The 23,441-nt window shown below is 40.1% G+C and carries 25 protein-coding genes; 15 read left to right on the forward strand and 10 right to left on the reverse strand.

What is annotated here, in order from left to right:
• The first annotated feature begins 1 nt into the window (after position 1).
• The 9 genes from ABT310_RS09520 to ABT310_RS09560 all read left to right on the forward strand — a co-directional run bounded on the left by ABT310_RS09520 (position 2) and on the right by ABT310_RS09560 (position 9,839).
• Positions 2-1,975, forward strand: coding sequence for a DUF3857 domain-containing protein (locus tag ABT310_RS09520; protein ID WP_375323672.1), 1,974 nt, complete (start codon positions 2-4; stop codon positions 1,973-1,975).
• 44 nt (positions 1,976-2,019) lie between these two features.
• Positions 2,020-2,346: a nucleotide pyrophosphohydrolase gene (locus ABT310_RS09525; RefSeq protein WP_375323673.1), complete on the forward strand. Its 327-nt coding sequence runs from the start codon at positions 2,020-2,022 to the stop codon at positions 2,344-2,346.
• Positions 2,347-2,415: 69 nt separating this feature from the next.
• The gene (locus ABT310_RS09530; RefSeq protein WP_375323674.1) at positions 2,416-3,645 is read left to right on the forward strand and encodes a 3-phosphoshikimate 1-carboxyvinyltransferase; all 1,230 of its coding nucleotides are present in this window, start codon (positions 2,416-2,418) and stop codon (positions 3,643-3,645) included.
• Positions 3,646-3,732: 87 nt separating this feature from the next.
• Positions 3,733-4,782 (forward strand): tRNA preQ1(34) S-adenosylmethionine ribosyltransferase-isomerase QueA, encoded by a 1,050-nt coding sequence (queA, locus tag ABT310_RS09535; RefSeq protein WP_375323675.1) that lies wholly within the window; start codon positions 3,733-3,735, stop codon positions 4,780-4,782.
• A 73-nt stretch (positions 4,783-4,855) separates the two neighbouring features.
• A complete protein-coding gene (gene rlmN / locus ABT310_RS09540; RefSeq protein WP_375323676.1) occupies positions 4,856-5,896 on the forward strand; it encodes a 23S rRNA (adenine(2503)-C(2))-methyltransferase RlmN in 1,041 nt (346 codons plus the stop codon).
• A gap of 389 nt (positions 5,897-6,285) precedes the next feature.
• Positions 6,286-7,260, forward strand: coding sequence for a polyprenyl synthetase family protein (locus ABT310_RS09545; protein ID WP_375323677.1), 975 nt, complete (start codon positions 6,286-6,288; stop codon positions 7,258-7,260).
• 108 nt (positions 7,261-7,368) lie between these two features.
• Positions 7,369-7,938: an RNA polymerase sigma factor gene (locus tag ABT310_RS09550; RefSeq protein ID WP_375323678.1), complete on the forward strand. Its 570-nt coding sequence runs from the start codon at positions 7,369-7,371 to the stop codon at positions 7,936-7,938.
• Between the two features lie 10 nt (positions 7,939-7,948).
• A complete protein-coding gene (locus tag ABT310_RS09555; RefSeq protein ID WP_375323679.1) occupies positions 7,949-8,677 on the forward strand; it encodes a hypothetical protein in 729 nt (242 codons plus the stop codon).
• 88 nt (positions 8,678-8,765) lie between these two features.
• Positions 8,766-9,839: a hypothetical protein gene (locus ABT310_RS09560; RefSeq protein ID WP_375323680.1), complete on the forward strand. Its 1,074-nt coding sequence runs from the start codon at positions 8,766-8,768 to the stop codon at positions 9,837-9,839.
• Between the two features lie 55 nt (positions 9,840-9,894).
• Here ABT310_RS09560 and ABT310_RS09565 read toward each other — a convergent pair whose 3' ends face one another.
• Positions 9,895-10,140 (reverse strand): zinc-ribbon domain-containing protein, encoded by a 246-nt coding sequence (locus ABT310_RS09565; RefSeq protein ID WP_375323681.1) that lies wholly within the window; start codon positions 10,138-10,140, stop codon positions 9,895-9,897.
• A gap of 119 nt (positions 10,141-10,259) precedes the next feature.
• Between ABT310_RS09565 and ABT310_RS09570 the strand changes: the two genes are divergently transcribed.
• Positions 10,260-10,889, forward strand: a complete 630-nt coding sequence (locus ABT310_RS09570) for a 2OG-Fe(II) oxygenase (protein WP_375323682.1) — start codon at positions 10,260-10,262, stop codon at positions 10,887-10,889.
• A gap of 1 nt (position 10,890) precedes the next feature.
• Here ABT310_RS09570 and ABT310_RS09575 read toward each other — a convergent pair whose 3' ends face one another.
• The 3 genes from ABT310_RS09575 to ABT310_RS09585 all read right to left on the reverse strand — a co-directional run bounded on the left by ABT310_RS09575 (position 10,891) and on the right by ABT310_RS09585 (position 13,645).
• Positions 10,891-11,199: a phosphoribosylpyrophosphate synthetase gene (locus ABT310_RS09575; protein ID WP_375323683.1), complete on the reverse strand. Its 309-nt coding sequence runs from the start codon at positions 11,197-11,199 to the stop codon at positions 10,891-10,893.
• The gene (locus tag ABT310_RS09580; RefSeq protein WP_375323684.1) at positions 11,186-11,746 is read right to left on the reverse strand and encodes a flavodoxin domain-containing protein; all 561 of its coding nucleotides are present in this window, start codon (positions 11,744-11,746) and stop codon (positions 11,186-11,188) included. Before ABT310_RS09580 ends, ABT310_RS09575 begins: the two co-directional genes overlap by 14 nt.
• A gap of 84 nt (positions 11,747-11,830) precedes the next feature.
• On the reverse strand, positions 11,831-13,645 hold the full coding sequence (locus ABT310_RS09585) for a Xaa-Pro dipeptidyl-peptidase (protein ID WP_375326169.1): 1,815 nt from the start codon (positions 13,643-13,645) through the stop codon (positions 11,831-11,833).
• A gap of 147 nt (positions 13,646-13,792) precedes the next feature.
• On the opposite strand from ABT310_RS09585, the gene dnaG reads away from it, so the two are divergent.
• Complete coding sequence (gene dnaG / locus ABT310_RS09590; RefSeq protein WP_375323685.1) at positions 13,793-15,766, forward strand: DNA primase; 1,974 nt, start codon at positions 13,793-13,795, stop codon at positions 15,764-15,766.
• A gap of 55 nt (positions 15,767-15,821) precedes the next feature.
• Here dnaG and ABT310_RS09595 read toward each other — a convergent pair whose 3' ends face one another.
• The gene (locus ABT310_RS09595) at positions 15,822-16,451 is read right to left on the reverse strand and encodes a response regulator (RefSeq protein ID WP_375323686.1); all 630 of its coding nucleotides are present in this window, start codon (positions 16,449-16,451) and stop codon (positions 15,822-15,824) included.
• A 154-nt stretch (positions 16,452-16,605) separates the two neighbouring features.
• Positions 16,606-17,394 (reverse strand): NAD(+) synthase, encoded by a 789-nt coding sequence (gene nadE / locus ABT310_RS09600; protein ID WP_375323687.1) that lies wholly within the window; start codon positions 17,392-17,394, stop codon positions 16,606-16,608.
• A 66-nt stretch (positions 17,395-17,460) separates the two neighbouring features.
• Between nadE and gldB the strand changes: the two genes are divergently transcribed.
• A complete protein-coding gene (gene gldB / locus ABT310_RS09605) occupies positions 17,461-18,450 on the forward strand; it encodes a gliding motility lipoprotein GldB (protein ID WP_375323688.1) in 990 nt (329 codons plus the stop codon).
• A gap of 1 nt (position 18,451) precedes the next feature.
• Positions 18,452-18,787: a gliding motility protein GldC gene (gldC, locus tag ABT310_RS09610; RefSeq protein WP_375323689.1), complete on the forward strand. Its 336-nt coding sequence runs from the start codon at positions 18,452-18,454 to the stop codon at positions 18,785-18,787.
• A 21-nt stretch (positions 18,788-18,808) separates the two neighbouring features.
• Here gldC and ABT310_RS09615 read toward each other — a convergent pair whose 3' ends face one another.
• From ABT310_RS09615 to ABT310_RS09630, 4 genes are all read right to left on the reverse strand, one after another.
• A complete protein-coding gene (locus ABT310_RS09615) occupies positions 18,809-19,288 on the reverse strand; it encodes a hypothetical protein (protein WP_375323690.1) in 480 nt (159 codons plus the stop codon).
• Positions 19,289-19,445: 157 nt separating this feature from the next.
• Entirely contained in the window at positions 19,446-20,174 is a 729-nt protein-coding gene (locus ABT310_RS09620; protein WP_375323691.1) for a pirin family protein, read from the reverse strand.
• A gap of 109 nt (positions 20,175-20,283) precedes the next feature.
• Positions 20,284-20,895, reverse strand: coding sequence for a ribosome biogenesis GTP-binding protein YihA/YsxC (gene yihA / locus ABT310_RS09625; RefSeq protein WP_375323692.1), 612 nt, complete (start codon positions 20,893-20,895; stop codon positions 20,284-20,286).
• A 105-nt stretch (positions 20,896-21,000) separates the two neighbouring features.
• Positions 21,001-21,765, reverse strand: coding sequence for an alpha/beta fold hydrolase (locus ABT310_RS09630; protein ID WP_375323693.1), 765 nt, complete (start codon positions 21,763-21,765; stop codon positions 21,001-21,003).
• 265 nt (positions 21,766-22,030) lie between these two features.
• Here ABT310_RS09630 and mraZ point away from each other — a divergent pair, with 265 nt between their 5' ends.
• Both mraZ and rsmH read left to right on the forward strand, forming a co-directional pair.
• Entirely contained in the window at positions 22,031-22,486 is a 456-nt protein-coding gene (mraZ, locus tag ABT310_RS09635; RefSeq protein WP_285649135.1) for a division/cell wall cluster transcriptional repressor MraZ, read from the forward strand.
• On the forward strand, positions 22,479-23,381 hold the full coding sequence (rsmH, locus tag ABT310_RS09640; protein ID WP_375323694.1) for a 16S rRNA (cytosine(1402)-N(4))-methyltransferase RsmH: 903 nt from the start codon (positions 22,479-22,481) through the stop codon (positions 23,379-23,381). The genes mraZ and rsmH overlap by 8 nt, the downstream gene beginning before the upstream one ends.
• Positions 23,382-23,441 lie beyond the last annotated feature (60 nt).

Consider the following 23,441-nt stretch of genomic DNA (forward strand, 5'->3'; position numbering starts at 1 on the left):
CATGAAGTCGATTAAAAAAGCATTCTGGGTTATTTCATTCCTTCATTTTTTAACAGTCATTGGACAGCAGGAGACCAAGTTTGGTCAATTGACCATTGATGAAGAGGAATTTACTACTTATGAAAAGGATACAACGGCACATGCCGTTTATCTTTATGAAAAGGGAGAGAATTTTTTCGAGATTAGGGGAAATTATGTCTGGCTCATTAAAAAATATAGGGCCAAGATCAAAGTGTTGGACAAACAAGGTGTTTCCATTGCAGATATTGCTATTCCGTACTATCGTTCCGATAATAGAAAGGAGAGTGTAGAGGAGATTAGGGCAATAACCCATAACGGAACGGTAAAGCATAGCCTCAGGCAACAAAATGTGTTTGACACGGATGTTACCGAAAGATGGTCGGAGAAGCGATTTACCTTCCCTGCGGTACAAGAAGGTTCAATTTTGGAATATACCTATGAAATCAAGTCCCCATTTTTCTTCAATCTGAATGGATGGACGTTTCAAGAAGATATTCCAAAGGTTTATACGGAATACAATGCCAAAATCCCCGGCAATTATAGATACAATCGAACCTTAATTGGAGAACTTACACTCGATGTAAATGAGGCATCCGTTGAAAAAAGGTGCTTCTCCATTCCCGGTTCTCGCGACGAAGCAGATTGCGAGGTGCTAAAATATGTTATGAAGGATGTACCGGCATTTAAAGAAGATGAGAGCTTTATGTTGTCCCCAAAAAATTATAGATCTTCATTGGAATTTGAACTGTCTGAGCACCTTCGTTTTAACGGTGTTACCGATAGGTATACTAAAAGTTGGAAAGATGTTGACAAAGAATTTAAAGCCGATAAGGACTTGGGGCGCCAGCTTAAAAAGGAAAACTTTTTTGAACGAAATGTTCCTGTAGAACTGATTAGTGGAGGAGGTGATGCCTTGGAAAAGGCAAAAAAGATTCACGAATTTGTGAAAAACTGGTTTGTTTGGAACGGGGATTACGGTATTTATTATAATAATAGGGTGAAAGAGGCCTTTGATGAGCACAAAGGGAATGTCGCAGAAATCAACATAACACTGATCAATCTATTAAACGCTGCCGGAATAGATACCGATATGATGGTGCTGTCTACGCGTAACAATGGACTTCCCAAAAAATCACATCCAGTTATGTCAGATTTCAACTATTTGGTGGCCAAGGTCAATATCGATGGAACCTCTTATTTGTTGGATGCCACTCAAAAGTATTTACCTTTTGGAATGCTGCCATATCGTTGTTTAAATTATTACGGTAGAGTTATGGATTTGGAAGGAGAGAGTTATTGGTACGATATCGTTCCTGAACAAAAGAATAGTAGGGCAATTCGAGTCGAAATGGCTTTAAATCCAGAAGAAGGATTAGTGACCGGAAATTTTGATGAAATTACTACTGGGTATGAAGTTTTGATTAAAAAAAATCAGATTACCACGTCGACCAAAGAAGAATATTTAAATAAGCTGGAAGAAAGCTCCAATGGGGATTTTTTTATTGAGAATTATGAATTGGACTCAGAACAATCCAATGATAAAAAATTGGTTGAACATTTCGAATTTGAGATGGAAGGTTTGGAAACGGGTCAAACCATTTATTTTAATCCATTTGCCATCCGATTTTTTAAGAGCAATCCATTCATTTCAGAAAAAAGATATTACCCAGTTGATTTTGGATATCTGAGGTCCTACATGTTTTACGCTAATGTTGAAGTGCCGGAGGGGTACAAACTTAAAGAAATGCCTGAGGCATTGATATTGGCTTTACCTGAAAACAGTGGATTATTGAGGTTTAATTGCTCGGAATCACAAGGAAAAGTAATGGTGCAGTACAGTTTACAGTTAAGAGCGCCGCACTATACCAGTGAGGGCTATGCCTATGTGAAAAAGTTTTTCGAAGATGCTGTGAATGCACAAAACAACAGTTACGTGGTTTTTGAAAAGATATAATTTAGTAGTGCTTACCTTTGCGAATCAATACTAAATCTAAAAAGGTGAACATTGAAAACGCACAAAAAGCTGTAGACGAATGGATCAAAAACCACGGGGTACGTTATTTTAACGAACTCACCAATATGGCCCAACTTACCGAAGAAGTAGGAGAGGTGGCGCGTATCATAGCCCGACGCTACGGAGAGCAAAGTGAAAAGGAATCTGATAAGTCCAAAGATTTGGGTGAGGAACTGGCAGATGTGGTTTTTGTGGTGTTGTGTTTGGCCAACCAAACTGGGATAGATCTACAAGAAGCCTTTGATAAAAAACTGGACCTAAAAACCAAGCGCGACCACGACAGGCATCAGAATAACAAAAAGCTAAAATAAAGTTGCGCCCATAAAGGGACATTAGGGCTGTTTTTTCTAGTTTTGAAGATTCATTCAAAGAGAAGAAAATTGAGACTTCAACTTACCGCACCAGCAAATAAAACCATCCAAAAAGAAATTGGAATAACAGGCTCCAAAAGTGAGACGAATCGTTCATTATTGCTTCAAGCACTTTTTCCAAATGTGAACATTGAGAACCTTTCCAATTCCGATGATGGTGAGGTAATGCAAAAAGGGTTGAAAATCTCAAACGGTGTTGTGGACATTCACCATGCAGGTACCGCCATGCGATTTTTAACGGCCTATTTTGCTTCTCAAGAAGGAAAGGAAGTGGTGCTGACGGGTTCACATCGCATGCAAGAAAGACCCATAAAAGTGCTAGTAGAAGCTTTACAAAACTTGGGTGCGGATATTCAATACGAAAAAGAAGAGGGTTACCCCCCTTTAAAAATTTCTGGCAAAAAATTGGAGCAGAGCCAAGTTTCCCTCCCTGCCAATATCAGTAGTCAATACATTTCAGCTTTGTTGTTGATCGCTCCAAGTTTGGAAAATGGTTTGGAATTGGATTTGTTTGGAAAAATTACTTCTGTTCCTTACATAAAAATGACCTTGGCCCTATTGGAGCAAATTGGGGTTCAAACTTCGTTCGAAGGAAACAAAATTAAAGTGTCTCCTAAAAAAATTGTTGCCGACACCACTTTAGTGGTAGAATCCGATTGGAGTTCAGCCAGTTATTTTTATAGCATTGCTGCTTTGTCCAAAGTAGGTTCGGAAATAAAACTTTCATCCTATAAGGAAAGCTCGTTACAAGGTGATAGTGTTCTAGCCAAAATTTATACCCATTTTGGAGTGGAGACTACTTTTTCCAACAATCAAATTACACTTTCAAAATCAGCAGAAGCCAAAACCGATTTCTTCGAGTGCGATTTGGCCAATGCCCCAGATATTGCCCAGACCATTTCAGTAACGTGTTTGGGATTGGGAATTGGATGTCATCTCACAGGACTTCATACCTTGCCGATTAAAGAAACCGACCGTTTGGCGGCATTGCAGACAGAACTTGGAAAATTTGGAGCTAAGGTGGAAATCGACTCGGAAAGCCTTACCCTTCATGCTTCTGGGAAATTAAATTCTGGAGTTTCGGTTGATACCTACAACGACCACAGAATGGCGATGGCCTTTGGACCGTTGGCCTTAAACATTGATTTGAAAGTGAACGATGCAGGCGTGGTTTCTAAATCATATCCGGATTTTTGGAACGACCTGAAGACTCTCGGATTCGGCATCATCGAAATGTAAAGGGCATTTAATCATCAAATTACTTGACATCCCCTATCGCGAGGTCGTATATTTGCATCCTCTTTAAAAAAACGAAAAAAAGTCCAAATGAAATTATCGAACTTCAATTTTGAATTGCCAAAAGAATTGTTGGCCGAACACCCTGCGGAACACAGGGACGAATCCAAGCTAATGGTAATTCACAGAGATACCGGAAAAATTGAACATAAAATGTTCAAAGACCTCATTGATTACTTTGATGAAGGTGATGTGATGGTTTTGAACAACACCAAGGTATTTCCTGCCAGACTTTTTGGAAATAAAGAAAAAACTGGAGCTAGAATTGAAGTGTTCTTGCTAAGGGAATTGAACCAAGAACAACGTCTTTGGGACGTATTGGTAGATCCAGCCAGAAAGATTCGAATCGGAAACAAATTGTATTTCGGTGATGATGAAAGTTTGGTAGCTGAGGTAATCGACAACACTACATCAAGGGGTAGAACCTTGCGTTTTCTTTACGATGGTTCCTACACTGACTTTAGAAGAAAGTTGAGAGAATTGGGAGAAACTCCACTTCCAAAATACATCAAAAGGGAAGTAACCCCTGAGGATGAAGAGCGTTACCAAACCATTTATGCAAAGCATGAAGGTGCCGTGGCTGCACCAACAGCTGGATTGCACTTTTCTAAGCACTTACTAAAACGTTTGGAAATCAAAGGCATCGATTTTGCTGAAGTGACCCTTCACGTTGGATTGGGAACCTTTAACCCAGTTGAAGTTGAAGATTTGTCCAAACACAAAATGGACAGCGAGGAATTGGTGATTGATGAAAAAGCTACCGAGATAGTGAACAATGCCAAAACTCAAAAGAGAAAAGTTTGTGCCGTGGGAACCACTGTGATGAGAGGTTTGGAAAGTGCTGTTTCTTCAGAGCACACTTTGAACACTTTTGAGGGGTGGACCAATAAATTCATCTTCCCTCCATACGATTTCAGTATTGCAAATTGTATGATTACCAACTTCCACTTGCCAAAATCAACCTTGTTGATGATGGTTTCTGCATTTGCAGGTCACGATTTGATTAAGAAAGCATATAAGCAAGCTATTTTGGAAGGATATCGTTTTTATTCCTACGGGGATGCGATGTTGATTCTTTAAGAGCAATAAACTTAAAAAGTGAAATCCCGTTAGGTAACCACCGGCGGGATTTTTTCTTATGTATCTTTAAGAAATGGAAATAAAAAAGAAGGACATACGGGCATTGACCAAGGAGCAACTTCGACAATTTTTTGTGGAGCAAGGCGACAAGGCATTTCGTGGTAACCAAGTGTACGAATGGTTGTGGCAAAAATCTGCGCATACCTTTGATGCCATGACCAATATTTCCAAGGAAACCCGACAAATGCTGGAAGATAACTTTGTAATCAATCACATTAGGGTGGACCAAATGCAACGTAGTTCCGATGGTACCATTAAAAATGCGGTGCGTTTGCATGATGGATTGGTGGTAGAGTCTGTTTTGATTCCGACAGAAACACGAACTACAGCGTGTGTTTCCAGTCAAGTGGGCTGTAGTCTCGATTGCCGATTTTGTGCCACGGCACGCCTAAAACGTATGCGAAACCTGAATCCGGATGAGATTTATGATCAAGTGGTTGCCATTGATAATGAAAGCCGATTGTATTTTGACCGTCCGTTGAGTAATATTGTTTTTATGGGAATGGGTGAACCTTTAATGAATTACAACAATGTGTTGAAAGCCATTGAAAAAATCACTTCTCCCGAAGGACTGGGCATGTCTCCCAAACGAATTGTGGTCTCAACTTCAGGAGTTCCCAAGATTATTAAAAAAATGGCTGATGAAGAGGTTAAATTCGGTTTGGCCGTTTCATTACATTCCGCCATTGATGAGGTGCGAACTTCCATTATGCCGTTCAATGCCACATTTCCTTTAAAGGATCTTCGTGAGGCATTGGAATATTGGTACAGCAAAACCAAGAATAAAATCACCTACGAATATGTAGTTTGGAAGGGTATCAACGACACTCAAGAGGCGGTAGATGCCTTAGTGAAGTTCTGCAAATTTGCGCCATCCAAAGTTAATATTATCGAATACAACCCCATTGATGATGGTGAGTTTCAACAAGCTTCCAACAAAGCCGTGGAAATGTACCAAAACACCTTGGAACGAAATGGGATTACAGTAACCGTGCGCAGATCCCGTGGAAAAGATATTGATGCGGCCTGCGGACAATTGGCCAACAAACAGTAATCAATTAACAATTTTCCAAAAAGCATTTTTTTTCTTCACCCTTCACCCTTCACCCTTCACCCTTCACCCTTCACCCTTCACCCTTCACCCTTCACCCTTCACCCCAAATCCAAGTTCAAGTTCAAAAAGAATCCAATTGTCATTTCGAGCGCAGTCGAAGGAACAGTCGAGTCAAAAGAAAAACTCAGGTTCAAGACTCAAGTTCAAAGTTAATTGTTGAAGAAGCTATTGACCAATAACGAACAGCGATTAACCAAAAACCATTAACCAGACACAACCAGTTATCGAGCATTTCGCACATCTGTCTTAAAACTTGTTTTATCCTGTGATCAACTCTAGCATTTTCGCTACTTTTAGGGTCTCAAAACCAAATAAGCCAAAAGCGCACCTTGAAAATAGTTTCTCAGATAAGGGAGCCCATCGAGGATGAAATGGAACTATTTGAGGAAAAATTTCTCAAATCCATGTCGTCCAAGGTGGCACTGTTCAATAGAATCACCTACTATATTGTAAACAGAAAGGGCAAGCAAATGCGCCCGATGTTCGTATTCTTGACCGCCAAACTGCTAAATGGTGAAGTAAATGAGCGTACTTATACGGGTGCTTCCATCATCGAATTGATCCACACGGCAAGCTTGGTGCACGACGATGTAGTTGATGACAGTAATAAGCGCAGAGGATTCTTTTCCATCAACGCACTATGGAAAAACAAGATTGCTGTTTTGGTGGGGGACTTTTTATTCTCCAAAGGGTTATTGGTTTCCTTAGAAAACAAGGATTACGATTTACTTCATATTATTTCCAACGCGGTAAGGGATATGAGCGAGGGCGAACTACTTCAAATTGAAAAAGCCCGACTTTTAGATATCACAGAGGAGGTGTATTACGACATCATCCGCCAAAAAACCGCCACTTTGATTGCCGCCTGTTGCAGCATGGGCGCCTGTTCTGTCCGTCCCGATTCTGATGAAGTGGAGACTTTTAGACGTTTCGGTGAGCTATGTGGGATGGCCTTTCAGATCAAGGATGACCTTTTTGATTATGGTGCCGAGAAAATTGGTAAACCCACGGGCATTGATATCAAAGAGCAAAAAATGACGCTTCCATTGATCTATGCCTTGAACCAAAGCGATACTGAAAAACGAAAGTGGCTCATTAATTCCATTAAAAAACACAACAAAAACAAAAAACGGGTAAGTGAAGTGATTGCTTACGTGAAAGAAATGGGAGGCTTGGAATATGCCGTAACCAAGATGTTGGAGTTTAAGGATGAGGCCCTAGCCATTTTGGACAATTACCCCGATTCTGAATACAAAAGTTCCCTTACGTTAATGGTCAACTATGTGGTTGACCGTAAAAAATAAAATTTAAAATACTGATATTCAATTTTTTACTGAAAAATTTTATTTTCAGGCAACCTTTCTATTTTTTATTTCGTCTTTTACAATAGAAGCACTAATGAAACCATTATTTTGAGAATTATCTCTTTAAACAATAACGAGAAGCAATTGATCCATAGATCAATTAAAGGGGATCAACAAGCCCAAAAGTTGTTGTATGAAAGATTTGCACCTAAAATGTTGGGCGTTTGTCGGCAATATGTAAAAGACCTTCATTATGCCGAAGATGTAATGGTGACTGGATTCATCAAAGTGTTTAACAATTTAAGTTCATTTGGTTTCAAAGGGAGTTTTGAGGGGTGGATTCGTACCATTATGGTTAGGGAAAGTATTTCCCACCTTCGCAAAAAACAATTTGTGGTGTATGATGAGGATGCGATTGAGGTGCATCAAGAAAGTCCAATCGATCAAGATTCTGTGCTGGATGTAGAATATGTGCAGCATTTAATTGATGCCCTGCCAGAGGGTTATAAAGCGGTTTTTTTACTCTATGCCATTGAAGGTTTTGGACATAAAGAAATTGCAGAGATGTTGGGTATTTCGGAGGGAACTTCAAAATCACAATTGTTCAAGGCTCGAAAAATGCTTCAAGAAAATTTGACTTTAAAAGGAATGTCGCCGCGAAAGGAATCGGGCAAATAAAATTTAGGATATGGATAAATTGGAAAAACATATCAAGGAAACACTGAAAGAGCGGGAAATTAAACCGTCATCTGATGCTTGGGAGAAAATTGCAGCTGAAGTTTCCGTAGTGCAGAAAAGAAATCGAACATCTTGGTTGCCTTATGCCATTGCCGCAAGCATTGTGGGTATTGTTATGGTGTCGGTCTTTTACTTTAGTTCCGATGCTCCAATAGAAGAGCAACCCATGCAATGGGTCGAAGAACAAGTGAATGAAGGTGTAAATGACAAAAAGGAGCTTTTTGAAGTTGAAAAAGCAGGGGGAGCCGAGGAAGCCATAGGTAGATCTGCCATTGATTCGCCTGTGGTTGAACAAAAAGGAGAGCTTCAATCCGACCAACTAGCTATTGCTCAGCCAAATTTGGAGAAGGACAAATTTGATGACCCAGTTAAAAAAGAATTGGAACAAAACACAGATTTGTTAATTGCCCAAAAATTAGAGGAAGTGGTGGCTCAGGTAACACAAATGGAAGCCTCGCAAGTGGCCGTCTCCGATGCTGAAGTGGACTCCTTGCTCTATGAGGCGCAGAAACAGATCATGGCCGATAAACTATTTGATTCCAAAGGAGCAGTAGATGCCATGTCATTGCTTGCCGAGGTGGAGGACGAATTGGACGAAACCTTCAGGGACCAAATATTTGATGCCTTAAAAACGGGCTATTTTAAACTACGAACCGCGGTAGCAGACCGTAACGAATAACTATTCATCAATCAAAACCATTCTTCGATTCTTTTCCGCCTATTCAGTTAGGTGGAGAAGGTGGAAGATGGCTAAACCAAAACAAATCATGAGAACAATTACATTTTATTCCGCATTGGTATTCTTGCTTTTCATCACTCATTCAATGGTTGGGCAAGAGAATTATCAAAAGAAAATTGAGGCGCTTAAAATTGAAAAAAAGCGAATTGTTGAACAAGAGAAGAACGCTTTGAAATTTGAGGTGAAAGAAATCAATGAGAGGCTGGACAGGGGTGATCTATCAGAATCTGAAGCTAAACTTTTAAAAGAAGAAGCAGCGAAAAGACGAGCCTTGAATATTGAAAATAGAACAGCTATTGTGGACAATAAGATTTCATTATTGGAGAGAAATCAGGGAGAATTACTGTCACTTTCTAAATTGGATTCCTTGGATAAGGATTTTAGAGATATTGACGTGTTTATAGATGGCGAACATGCCTTTGGTCTTAATTCCAATGATTGGTGGCACCGAGAGATTAGATATGATAGACGCACGTATTCTGATTTTATTATAACATTCGGATTAAATAATGCCATTATTGAAGGTGAATCTTTAGATGATTCCCCCTATAAAATAGGAGGAAGCAAGTTTTTTGAAATTGGTTGGCAATGGCGTACCCGTGTTTTTGATAACTCCAATTGGCTACGATTCAATTATGGATTAATGTTCCAGTTCAATGGACTTAAGCCTACCGGAAACCAATATTTTGTAATGAACGGGAATCAAGTAGTTTTGGAGGAGTTTGATTATGACCTGAGCAAAGCTAAATTGCGCATGGACAATCTAGTCTTTCCAGTACATTTTGAAATGGGGGCATCCAAGTTCAAGAAAACGGAGCATACCATAAGATATTCCACCAGAAATAAGTTTAAGGTAGGGTTGGGAGGATATGCTGGTTTTAATTTGGGGACACGTCAAAAACTTAAATACTCCAGAGATGGTGATAGAGTTAAAGACAAGCTCAAGAGAGATTATAACACCAGTAATTTTATTTATGGGTTAAGTGGTTATATGGGCTTTGGTGATATGCAATTGTATCTTAAATATGATTTAAACCCTATTTTTAAAGATGCAGAAGTGGAGCAAAATAATATCTCTCTAGGTCTCAGATTGAGTATTTAAAGCTATCAAAGTGTAAATCAATAATAACGTGGTCATGGATAGTCAGGCCACGTTTTTATTTTAAGGATAATGCCCTTTCCATCTCAGGTGTAAATTCCTCTTTATAATACACTTTTTTGCAATGGGAGCATTCCGCATACTTTACATGGTTGATAGTGAAAATGGGAATCCAGAACAAATGGGCATAATTGGGCTGGGCCACCACCGTTAAGGTATTGGTTTGATGACAATAGGGGCAGGCAACATTTTGAAGTTGCCTGCTTTCTTTTTTACCGGGTCTGGTTCCGAAAAATAGAATCATATCAAAAGAATATTGCGATGAAACAATGGAATTATAAAGGTATGACTTTCCTCTACTTGGATAAAGAATTTTGAAATCCACGTATAAAAATCAGTTACATTTGCTCACATTTTTGAAACTTGAAAACCTATCATGGTTTGGAGGATTGGCTGTCCTGGATGGACGACATCTCCAATAAGGATTATGTGATTATAGATCACTTTCTACGCGAAGACCTATATACCGAGATCAAATCTTTTTTTCTGGGTAAGATGCCTGCTTTTACTTTGGCAGGAATAGGGGCTTTAGATGAAAATCAAATTAATACCAAGGTTCGAGGCGATTTTACCTATTGGCTGGATCGTAAACGTGATGTACAATTGGAACCCTATTGGAACCTTTTGGACGAGACCATGCATATATTCAATCGGTATTGTTACCTCAGTTTATCGGGTTTTGAATTCCATTTGGCTCATTATCCTTCTGGTGGACATTACAATAAACATTTGGATCAGTTCGAAAACAGGAACAACCGTATGATTTCTATGATCATCTATCTAAACGATGATTGGCAACCTGGCGATGGTGGGGAACTTGAAATTTTTGAAAAGGACGGTTCCAGTTTTTTGGTGGAACCTTTGGCGGCCCGTTGCGTGTTGTTTAAAAGTGCCGAAGTACCCCATGCGGTTTTAGAGGCACATAAAAGCAGGTTTAGCCTAACAGGATGGCTGTTGTACCAACCGTCGGCCATAGGAAAGTTCTTCGGTTAATTTAAACTTTTGCATTGGGGATTTGCCTGATCAAATCCACATTTTGTGCATGTTCAGCACTGTAAGACATCACTAAGGTGCCTTTGGTGCCGTCGGAGGCTTCAATGGCAAATACCGTCGCATCGTCACTTGGATTGGTATTGCCATCAAAGCGATAGTTGGCCACAATGTTTAATTCTCCAGGTTGAAATTCTTTTTTGGAATAGAGTGCAATAATGCTGTTGTCTCTTGCTTCAAAATCTTCTTTATAACCTTCCGAGGTCAAGGTGTTCACCGCTTCGGAAAGTGTTGAGAAACTATGTTTGTCCATGGAATTTTAATTTTTGTAAACTTTTGTTGAAGTTCAGTGTTTGAGCTTCAATTTTTTTCCAATCCGAATATTCATAATTCGAATTAATATCTATCTCCACACCAGGTCTTTCCTTTTTGGCAATGGTGCGCATGGTCATCTTTTTAAGATAATCATATTTTGTGAATTTTAAGGCACCGGCCATATAATAAATGTGGTCTGGATTCCAATTTGTTTTGGTTAAAAATGATTTGGTAATCCCTTTAACTTCTTCATGTTCCTCAATATTAGAGGAGGCCATGGCCAAGCTCACCGAGAAGAACCCAGTTGATTTTTGGTTTAAGGTTGCTACGTTTTCCTTAATATAGGTTTTTATGGAGCTTTTGTATTTGTTTAAATGAATAGAGCTCCCAATAAGTATTGCATCAAACCTTTCGGGAGAAGGTGGGTTTTCGGCAGCGTTTGCAGTTTCCGTTTGATGACCTTCTTCCATGAGAATGTTCGCCATAAACCTTGCAATTTTTTGGGTTTGACCTTCTGCCGTGCCGTAAATAATTAAAATTTTCATGTTTTTGGGATAATGATTAAACTATCCCAAAGACACTTAAATTTATGGATGCTTCATATGATTTTAGTCAGTTGTGAGGAAAAATCATAGCTTACCTCCAACAATAGGAAGGGTTAATGATGAACCATCCAAGTCAACCGTTAGCTCCGTGCCTGGTTCTGGCCAAAGGGTAAATTCTTTGTCACTGGAAAAAATCATCAAACCAATTTGCTGTCCTTTTGGAATAATTTGGTCATCCGGCATCAATTCAAATTCCATTTCATAAAATTTACCGGGTTTTAAGGGCTCACTTTCGGTTAACGAATTGTGGTTTTGCGGGTCTGCCCAACCACGGGTAATTATATTATCGGTTATTTTGGTATTGTAACCTTCTTTCCAAGGAAGGGAAACCAACCAAACGGATAGGTTTGCAGCTGGTTTGCTACTTGCCAATTTAATCTTCACTTTGGGTATGCCCGAAATATGTACGTCTTCGGTTAAGGGTTCGGTAAGGTAAATCAATCTATGCTTCGTGGTCTCTGCTTGGGCCAAACTGGCCCCCGAGAAGGAATAATTGTCTACCAACGTTTCTGTACCTTGTTTTTTTGGTTTCTTCGAACTGAGTTGTCCTTTTTCCGGAGCACCTTTTGTTAAGTAAAGTTGGACATCTTTCGCATCGGGATTCGGAAAATCAGGGTAAGGTGTCGGGTTGTCTTTTTTATCATACTCTCGAACTATCCATGCTTTTTCGTCGTTTTCCACCCCATTTTCCACCCCATATAGGTATCGGGTAAACCATCGATTCATCATGCTAATGGGAGGCGGGCCTCCATGTCCATTTTGATGGTAATATATTTGAACGGGCAATCCCATTTCCCTAGCCTTGTTATAAATTCGGTAACTGTGTTCGGGCATTACATTCCAATCGTTGAATCCATGTGACATTAAAAGTGCAGCCTTCATGGGCTTCATATCATTTAAATAATCACGGCCCGCCCAAAATTCATTGTAATCGCCAGTTATACGGTCGAGTCCATTTTTCATTTCAGTGTCTCGCACCACTTGATTGTTTCTGGCTCTTTTGGCTTCATCACCACTATGTATAAAATCGTAAAGCACATCAATATCTTCTCCCAAATAGCCGCCGGGAGATCGTACCAAACCATTAGATCTATAGTAATGGTAATAAGAGGTGTTGGGGGCAACTGGAATGATGGCTTCCAAACCTTCTACACCTGTGGTCGCAGCCGCTAAAGGAATGGTTCCGTTGTACGAAGTTCCCGTCATTCCCACTTTACCGGTGGACCAATAGGCCTTTACTTCTTTATTTCCATCTCTTTCGCTATACCCTTTTGCTCTACCACACAACCAATCAATCACTGCTTTTGGGGCCAAGGACTCGTTGTCGCCTCCCACAGTAGGCGCACCATCGGAAAGTCCAGTTCCGGGAGACGAAGAATGTACTACAATATATCCTCTGGGAACCCAGGTTTGAATTTGGGAATTGGAAATAATCGGGCGTTCCCCGATTCGCGTAACTTCGGGGTGTTTTCTCGGCGTTCCAAGTTCACCTAATTCATGTTGTACATCCCAAAAAATAGCCTTGTCCAAACCAGCCGTACCTGCATAATAAGGACTGGACTCATAAATAACAGGGAGTTTTAGTCCTTCCGAATCCGTTTGTTCAGGTCTGGTCACCGCAACGTGCATACGGTCCAGTTTTCCGTCGCCATCCGAATCAAACTCAGTTTCTACCCAAAGGTCGTGTCTTATCCATTTGCTGGGGTCGGAAAAGGCATCGACCACTTGTGCTTCTCCGTTTTCAATAATGGGGGCGGCTTTTTCGGCCATTTGGGCATAAACTCCCAAACTTAAGGTCATCAATACAGCTAAAAACCATGTATTGCGCAGTCTACTCATCTTCATAAATTTCAATTTTAGGGCATCACTCGTTCTTTAAAACAGTAAGATGCTTCTAAGATACTAAATCTCAAAATCCAAAATGAATTTCGAATTCACCAAAACTTTGTTTTTATTTACCTTTAACAGCTATTTTAACTTTTTCCCGTGATTTCAAAAACCACCATAGACCAAGTATATGAAACTGCCCGATTGGAGGAGGTGATTGGTGATTTTGTTCAATTAAAGAAATCAGGTTCCAATTTTAAGGGTTTGAGTCCTTTTACAGATGAACGTACCCCTAGTTTTATGGTTTCCCCGGTTAAGCAAATCTGGAAGGATTTTAGTAGTGGAAAAGGAGGGAATGTGGTTGCTTTTTTGATGGAGCACGAACATTTTACCTATCCCGAAGCCATAAAATATCTGGCCAAAAAATACAATATTGAAGTAGAGGAAACCGAACAGACCAACGAACAGAAGGAGTTGGCCAGTGAAAAGGAAAGTATGTACTTGGTTTCGGAGTTTGCCCAAAAATATTTTACCAAGACCCTGTGGCATTCTGAACCAGGAAAGGCTATTGGCCTTACCTATTTTAAGGAACGTGGCTTTACCGATGAGACGATCAAAAAGTTTGGACTCGGATATAGCTTAGATCAGTGGGAAGCATTTACAAAGGATGCTCTTGGTGAGGGCTATCAATTGGAATTTTTAGAGAAAACAGGTCTCACCATTGTTAAGGAGCAAGCTGGTGGGGAAACCAAGACCTTCGACCGTTTTAAGGGCAGGGTCATGTTTCCCATCCATTCCATGAGTGGTAGGGTGCTGGGATTTGGTGGACGTATTTTGGGCAATGATAAAAAGGCCGCCAAATATTTAAACTCCCCTGAAAGCGAAATTTACCATAAAAGTAAGGTGCTCTACGGAATCAATTTTGCCAAGCAGGCCATTGCCAAAGAAGACAATTGTTATTTGGTGGAAGGGTATACCGACGTAATTCAAATGTATCAGCGGGGTGTGGAGAATGTGGTGTCCTCCAGTGGAACCGCATTAACACCCGAACAAATTCGGTTGATCAACAGGCTCACCAAAAATATAACGGTGCTTTTTGATGGTGATGCGGCTGGGTTACGTGCTTCTTTGCGCGGTATCGACCTTATTTTGGAACAGGGCATGAACGTTAAGGTCTGTACGTTTCCAGAAGGTGAGGACCCGGATAGTTTTGCAAAGAGCAATACGTACGAGGACTTGGTGCTCTATTTGGAGGAAAACGCCAAAGATTTTATCCAGTTTAAAACCTCTTTATTGGCCGAAGAAGCTGCCAATGACCCTATAAAAAGGGCGGATACGGTAAGGGATATTGTGAACAGTATCAGTAAAATCCCTGATCGCATTCAAAAGGAAATTTACATTCAGGAATGTGCCAGAATCATGCAGATTTCTGAGGAGGTGCTCTACAATACCTTAGCCCAAATTGATAAAAAGTTTCAAGCTGATACCAACAAAAAGCTAAAGCAGGAGCAAAAAGCTTTTGAAGTAGTGAAAAACGATGCCGTTGTTGAAAAGGTTGATGTGCAGTATGAATTGGAACGTAAGATCATTCAGGTGCTGCTGCTTTACGGAAACCAAAAACAAGAGTTTGAGGATTTGGTGCTGAAAGAAAATGAGAATGGCGAACTTGTTCTGGAGCCCGAGGTGGTGGAGGCCAAAGTATATGAAAAAGTGTACTTGGATCTTCAGGAAGATGAAATTGAACTGACCAACGAGCAGTTTAAAAGCATTTATTATGAGCTCATAGAACAACTGAATGAAAGTGTGGATTTTTCAGTCAACATGTTTCTGTCCGAACTAGATTCAGAAAAAGTTTCGGAAGTGTCATCGATTTTGATGGAAGAGGAACAATACGAACTGCACGATTGGGAACGTAAGGACATCTACCCTAAAGAAAAGCAAGTTGGCGTGGCCCAATTGGTTGGCGAAACCATTTTAACGCTTCGATGCAATCTAATAAAGAATCGAATTCAAAAACTACAAGAGCGTACCCAAGATAATAATGGGGACAACACCGAGATATTGGAGGAAATCATGAATTACCTGCAGCTCAATAAATTATTGAACGCTAAATTGAACAGGGTGCTGTCTTAACAACAAAATCCCGGACCATTACAGACCGGGATTCATTCAAGTTAGTTTGGTTTAATTAGTAAAGCTCTAAGGCTTTTGCTTGTTGCAGTAAATCCACCAAATTGTCCACATTTAATTTTTTCATCAAACGCGCTTTGTAGGTGCTTACTGTTTTTTCATTCAAGTTTAGTCCTTCCGCTACTTCTTTGTTTCGTTTTCCGCTAGCCAATAGTTTCAACACCTCTACCTCTCTGGAAGAAAGTTTTCTAAAGAACCTGCGTGGTTTTTGCGTTCCTTCGTCGAAGGCCAAACGTTGGGCAAGTTCATTGGTAATGAACATGTTTCCTTCGCATACCTTCTTAACAGCAGAAATAATGTAATCTACATCTGCGGTTTTGGACAGGTAACCAAAAGCACCTGCTCTAATGGTGCTAAGGGCATAAACATCTTCAGATTGACCGCTGTACATCAAAGTTTTGATGTCTGGGTAATCCATTTTAAGTTTTCTTAAAGTAGCTATACCGTTGATTTCTGGAATATCCATTTCCAAAATCACTACGTCGGGGGTCGTCGATTTTAGAGCTTCAAACAGTTCAGTAGTTGTAGATACGTCAGCGATGACCTCAATATCTGAACTAGATTCAAGCACATGCTTAATACCAAGCCTCACAACAGGGTGGTTGTCAGCAATTAAAACTTTGATCATTTAAATTAGTTTAAAGTATGGTTAGTGGCTAAATACTTACATTTAGTGGCAAGCAAGATAACAATTTACCAATGTAAAACTCTAATTTTTTTTCTTAAAACCATAGTTTTTCTGTGGTTTTTTCGTTTTAGTTTAGGGTTTTTTGGTTGACTGGCTACTTTAAACCTTCAGGAATCTCACAAATGGGGATGGGTACCATTTTATGTTTGTTTGCAGAATTGTACCTTTTATAGATGGCGAATACTTCTTTTTCCCTTCCAGAGAAATCATCGGCAGTTTTTCCTTGATCGTCCATCTCCATGGCCCATTCCAATTCGGGATAAGACGCACCAATTTGATCTTCGTCTGTGCGGCTGTCTCCCCATAATCCATCCGTTGGGGCAGCTTCCATAATGTCTTGGTTTACCCCAAGTACACGGCCCAGTTCATACACTTCGGTTTTAACCAAATCAGCAATTGGACTCAAGTCAACACCGCCATCCCCGTACTTGGTATAAAATCCAATCCCGAAATCTTCTACCTTATTCCCGGTTCCTGCCACCAAATAACCTTTTAGGGCAGCAAAGTAGTATAAGGTCGTCATTCGCAATCTTGCCCTGGTATTGGCAAGCGACATATGTCTTTCTTCTTCGGTCTTGGTTTTGGGGAAGGCTTCAACCAAACTATCAAAAACAGGGGTAAGGTTAACAGGCTGTCTGGAAACATTCGGAAAATTCTCTATCAACCAATCAATATGTCGGTCTGCCCGTGTCACCTGATTTTTCCCTTGGTGAATGGGCATTTCCAAACACAAAAGGTCCAAACCAGTTTTGGCACAAAGGGTAGAGGTCACTGCAGAGTCAATCCCGCCCGAAACTCCAATCACAAAACCTTTACAATTTGCTTTGGTCGCATAATCCTTTAACCAGTCAACAATATGTGCTATAACCTTTTCTGTTTGCATATCTTACTATTTAGATTCTATAAATTACCTTTGTGCCCTGTAAATTTAAACCCTGTCCTCTTAAAAATGAAGTGGTTCGCTAAATACTTTAAAATCCCATCTTTTCTTGGCCTTTTATTATTGATGATTTTATTATTCGGGGCTTGTAATGAAGAAAATAAAATCGAGGAAGAAATATCCAAAGTTCCAATAGACTTAAAAATATCACGTTTTGATCGTGAATTTGCTACGGCAGATGCAAACGGGATTCCCACTTTGAAGAACAAATACCCTTATTTGTTTCCAGAACAGTTTTCAGATAGTGTTTGGGTGGCAAAGTTGACGGACACCCTTCAGGTGGAATTATTTGAAGAAGTTGATAAGGCTTTTGGTGATTTTAAGTCCGAGTCCGAGGATTTGGAATCCCTTTTTAAACATATCAAATACTATTTTCCCAACACCAAAATTCCTCATGTGGTTACATTGACTTCGGATGTGAGGTATGAAGACCGGATAATATTGGCAGATACGTTGTTGCTTGTTGGGTTGGATAATTATTTGGGCCCCGACCACCGCTTTTATGAAGGTATTCAGCGTTATATTGCAGCTTCGTTGGATAAATCGTTCTTGGTGTCAGATGTGGCCAGTGCCTTTTCAAAAACAGTATTGAGTTACCCAAGAAATCGCACTTTATTGTCCCGCATGGTGTATTATGGGAAAGAACTTTATATAAAAGATAAATTGTTGCCTTTTCATTCTGACGCTCAAAAAATTGGATATTCTGCTGAACAAATGACATGGGCGCAGGCCAACGAAGAGCAAATCTGGAAATATTTTGTAGAGCGTGAACTCCTTTACAGTACCGACAACGGATTGGATAGAAAGTTTTTGGACCCCGCTCCATTTTCTAAATTTGGTTTGGAGCTCGATAATGAATCACCACCACGATTGGGAAGATATATGGGATGGCAGATTGTGAGGGCCTTTATGGATAAGAATGATGTGGATTTGCAACAGCTGATTGCATTGTCCGCAGACGAAATTTTAAAGAAATCGAATTACAAACCTAAAAGATAAGATGGCAGTAGTACATACTTCAGAAATAAAATTAAAAGTTGGGTTGGATGAAAATCGCGTACCCGAAGAATTAAAATGGTCGGCGCAAGATGGCGGTATTAATGAAGAGGATGCCAAGGCCATGATGTTATCGGTTTGGGACAGTAAAAACCAAGAGTCGTTAAAAATTGACCTTTGGACCAAAGATATGCCTGTGGATGAAATGAAGGTGTTTTTTCATCAAACCTTGGTGACCATGGCCGATACTTTTTTCAAGGCTACCCAAGACGAAAAAATGACTGCGACCATGAAAGATTTCTGCGATTACTTCGCAGAAAAACTGGAGTTGAAGAAATAGCAATTTAGAACAATCAGGCCTTTACTGGGCCTGATTCACCTTATCTCTTTCCGCACCTCTCAAATCCAAGGCTAAGATTATTTTTTCTTTTTTGGGTGATAAAAAGCTCATATAAACCACTATTCCTCCAATTATGATGAGGTAAAGTAGGTTTTGGGTCAGGAAAAAGATGCCCGCACTAAGTAATGCAGGAATTTCCAATAGCACCATTTTCAATAAATAAGCAGCTTGAAACCCTTCTAGTTTTTTGGGAAGTGAGGTGTTGGTAGATATCTTGGAAAGATAGTTTTTAAAAAGTAGGTCGCTAAAGTAAAAACCAAGTATAATTCCTGAAATAACCACGACCAACAGCGTATCCCAAGCTTCTATAAATAATAGGTATGGGTTGTCCGCCATTTGGTAAACAATGATACCGGCAATTATTGGACTCATCATAATCGCTTTATGAATCAATTGAATTCTTTTAAAGAATCCCGAAAGTTCAGTTTTACTGTCGTTCATAATGTTGAATTTTATTCAAAATAATGAAAGGTGAAGCAGTAAAAGAGACTCAAATTGACGAATGCCGAGTTTCAATTGATGGATAAAGATTTGTTGGAGGCAAGCCTTGTTATCTTGAGCATAAAAAAAAGCCTCTTTTGAGGCTTTTTTAAAATGTTTACCCACCAATTTGGGGCAAGGCCATGGGAACTTCCATGAGTAAAACCCTGCTTTCGGTTAAGGATTTAAAATCGAAACTTTCGGTTTCCCAAAGACCAAAGCCATCTCGTTTTTCCAATTTTTGACCATTGATTTCCACTTCACCCTCCAAAATAAAGACATAAACACCATTACCTTCTTTTTTAATTTGATAAGTGTCGGCTGCTTCAGCATCGAATTTTCCTAAATGGAACCAAGCATCTTGATGCACCCAAACCCCCTCGTCATCTGAATTTGGCGACAGTACTTGGTAAAAGGTATTGGGCTTTTCAATTTCTCGAATCGAGATTTGATCATATCTGGGTTCTACGTTCCTTTGGTTTGGGAATAGCCAAATTTGGAGAAACTTCACCTCTTTATCATGGTTTTTGTTGTATTCGCTATGATAAATCCCAGTGCCGGCGCTCATCACCTGAACATCACCTTCCTTAATAACGGTGGTGTTGCCCATGCTGTCCTGATGTTCCAAATCACCTTCCAAGGGAATGGAAATGATCTCCATATTATCATGCGGATGTGTACCAAAACCTTGCCCGGGAGCTACTTGGTCATCATTTAAAACACGGAGTACACCGAAATGCATTCGGTTAGGGTCGTGGTATCCAGCAAAACTAAACGTATGGTGAGAATTTAGCCATCCATGATTGGCGTGGCCTCTTGTATTTGATTTGTGTAATACCGTTTTCACTACTCTTTTTTTTGAAATTAACTTGAATTTAATGTGGATTTGGTCGAATAACAGTGCTGTTCCTTACGCTGGATTACCAAACAGTAAAGAGGTGTGCTTAGAATGTGCTCTATTGGTTTTTAAAGAACTCCTGATTGATGTCGTCAATAAAACCTAAAAGTTCTTCGCGCCCCATTCGGTTGGAAGATGAGGTGATAAAATGCGTGGGCGCTTCTTCCCAAACCCCATCCAGAAGTTTTTGCAAATAGTTGTTGGCGTATTTTTCTATGGTAGCGGGCTTTAATTTATCCGCTTTGGTAAAAATGATGGCAAAGGGAATTTGATTGGTGCCCAACCACTCCATAAACTCCAAATCAACAGGTTGCGGGTCGTGTCGGATATCCACCAAAACAAAACCACAGACCAACTGTTTTCTTTTTTGAAAATACTCGGTAATGTATTTTTGAAAGGTCTTTTTGTCTTTTTTGGAAACTCGTGCATACCCATAACCAGGCAAATCCACCAAAAACCAATTGTTGTTGATTCTAAAATGATTGATAAGCTGCGTTTTTCCGGGTCTTCCAGAGGTTTTGGCCAACCCCTTCCGCTCCATAAGCATATTGATCAAGGAAGATTTTCCTACGTTGGACCTTCCAATAAACGCATATTCAGGTAAGGGCTCATTAGGACATTTGGCAACATTGGAGTTGCTCATTACAAATTCTGCCGAGGTGATTTTCATTTTTAAAAGATGTTTGATGCTAGATTTGAGAAGTTAGATTAATCTAAAAATTGTATCGAGATGAAATACCTAAATATCTCATTGCCCGATACTAAAATCTAATTGCTAAAATCCTCGCTTTTCGAGCCAAGCTTCAAGAATATGGTTAAAATCGTTGGGGTGCTCCATCATCGGGGCATGTCCGCATTCTTTTATCCAGAACAAATCCGAATCGGGCAACAATTCATGAAATTCCTTCGCCACGTTGGGAGGGGTCACGGTATCATTCTCACCCCAAATAATACAAGTTGGCGTATTCATATGTGGCAAATCCTTGGACATATTGTGTCGAATTGCACTTTTGGCAATGGCAAGGGTCTTCACCAACTTCATTCTATCATTTACCGTGGCAAAAACTTCATCTACGATTTCTTTGGTGGCCACTTCGGGGTCATAAAATACATCCTGAGCTTTCTTTTTGATGAATTCGTAGTCACCACGTTTTGGATAACCATCACCCATGGCACTTTCGTACAAACCAGAACTTCCGGTTATCACCAAAGCTTTTACCATTTTAGGATACAATTTGGTGTGCAAAAGTCCAATATGGCCTCCGAGGGAGTTGCCTAAAAGAATCACATCCTTCAGTCCTTTATATTCAATGAATTCTTCCAAAAACTTGGCAAAGTGTTTTACCGTGGTTTTTAAAAGGGGCATATCGTAAATGGGCAATTCGGGAATCAGCACCTTATACCCTTTGGATGGGAAATACTCCGAGACGCCTTGGAAGTTGCTCAAACCTCCCATTAGTCCGTGCAATATGATCATTGGGGTTCCTTCCCCTATCTCAATGTATCTATATTTTCCGTCCTCAATTAAATGCTCTTCCATCAAAAGTTAGTTGGTAGTAAGAGCGGCAAATATAGGCAATTCATATCATAAAGAATTTAGGTTTTTAGCCAAACGGTAAGAAGATTTTTGGTGAAGTGCCATTTAGATCCCCAAATCTGCAATTCCCAAAGCCGAAGGTTTGCTGTTAAATCCATCCGATTTTTTTAAAAAGTGGGGAATTTATTAACAAAAGTGGTGTTAAGTGGAGAAATGTGGAAATAAAATCTATATATTTGAGTTGTATTAAGTAACCAATTGATTTCTAGTGACCCATATCATCGGACAACATGATTGTAAAGCTGACACTAAAGGGAGGGTGCTATTGCCCATTTCTTTAAAGAATCAGCTTTTGCCTGTTTTAAAGGATGGGTTCGTGATCAAGCGGTCTGTTTTTCAGCAATGTCTGGAGTTGTATCCCAAACAAGAATTTGATGTGCTCATGCAAAAAGTCATGAAGAAAAGTAAAATCAACCGAAAGTACGATGCTTTTGTGAGAAACTTTGTGGCGGGCATGAAAGAAGTGACCATTGATGGGGATTCGGGCAGATTGCAAATTCCTAAGAATTTGGTGGACTACGCTAAAATAGATAAGGAAGTTGTGCTCAATGCGGTTTTCGATAAAATCGAAATCTGGAACAAGGATATGTATGAAGAAGTCTTGGCTGAAGGTGAAAAGGATTATGCGGATTTAGCCGAAGAGATTTTTGCGGACGATGAGTAGTGCATACCATAATCCAGTGCTGCTGCAAGAGTCGGTGGACGGATTGAATATAAAAAAAGATGGAGTGTACGTGGATGTCACCTTTGGTGGCGGAGGACATTCCAAAGAAATTTTGAAAAGATTGGGTGAAGGCGGAAAATTGTTCGCGTTCGATCAAGATGAAGATGCCCTGCAGAATGCCATTGAAGATGAAAGGTTTCAATTGATCAACCAGAACTTTCGCTATCTCAAACAGTATTTAAAGTTCTATGGCATTCGGAAAGTTGATGGAATCTTGGCGGATTTTGGGGTGTCTTCCCATCAGTTCGATGAAGCCAAACGAGGCTTCTCCATTCGGTTCAATGCCGATTTGGACATGCGGATGAATCAAAACAGTGAGTTGTCGGCCTTTGAGGTGGTCAATTCCTATTCCCAAGAAGATTTGGCGACAGTACTTTTTCAATATGGCGAATTGCGCAATGCTAATGCCATGGCGAAAACCATCGTTGCCGCAAGGTCGGAAAATCCCATTCAAACTACAGATGAGTTGAAAGCGGTCTTGAAAAAGTTTCTGCCCAAAATGAAAGAGAACAAGATTTTGGCTCAGATCTATCAGGCCATTCGCATCGAGGTGAACCAAGAAATTGAGGTGCTCAAGGAGTTTTTGCTTCAAGTGCCCGAACTGTTGAACGAAGGTGGAAGGTTGAGCTTGATCAGTTATCATTCTTTGGAAGATCGTTTGGCAAAACGATTTATCCGTGCTGGAAAGTTTGACGGGGAGCCTGAAAAGGATTTTTATGGGAACATTAATGTGCCTATGAAAAAAGTTGGGGGGTTGATCGTGCCATCAAAAGAAGAAATAGCCCAGAACAATAGAGCGAGAAGTGCGAAGCTCCGTATTGCAGAAAAAATATAAAAGTTCTCGGACGCTGAGCGCCCGCCTGCCGAACGAGCAGGAAGCCAGAGCGTGAGGGGA

This window comes from Flagellimonas cixiensis (assembly GCF_042134615.1).
In the GTDB taxonomy this organism is placed as follows: domain Bacteria; phylum Bacteroidota; class Bacteroidia; order Flavobacteriales; family Flavobacteriaceae; genus Flagellimonas; species Flagellimonas cixiensis.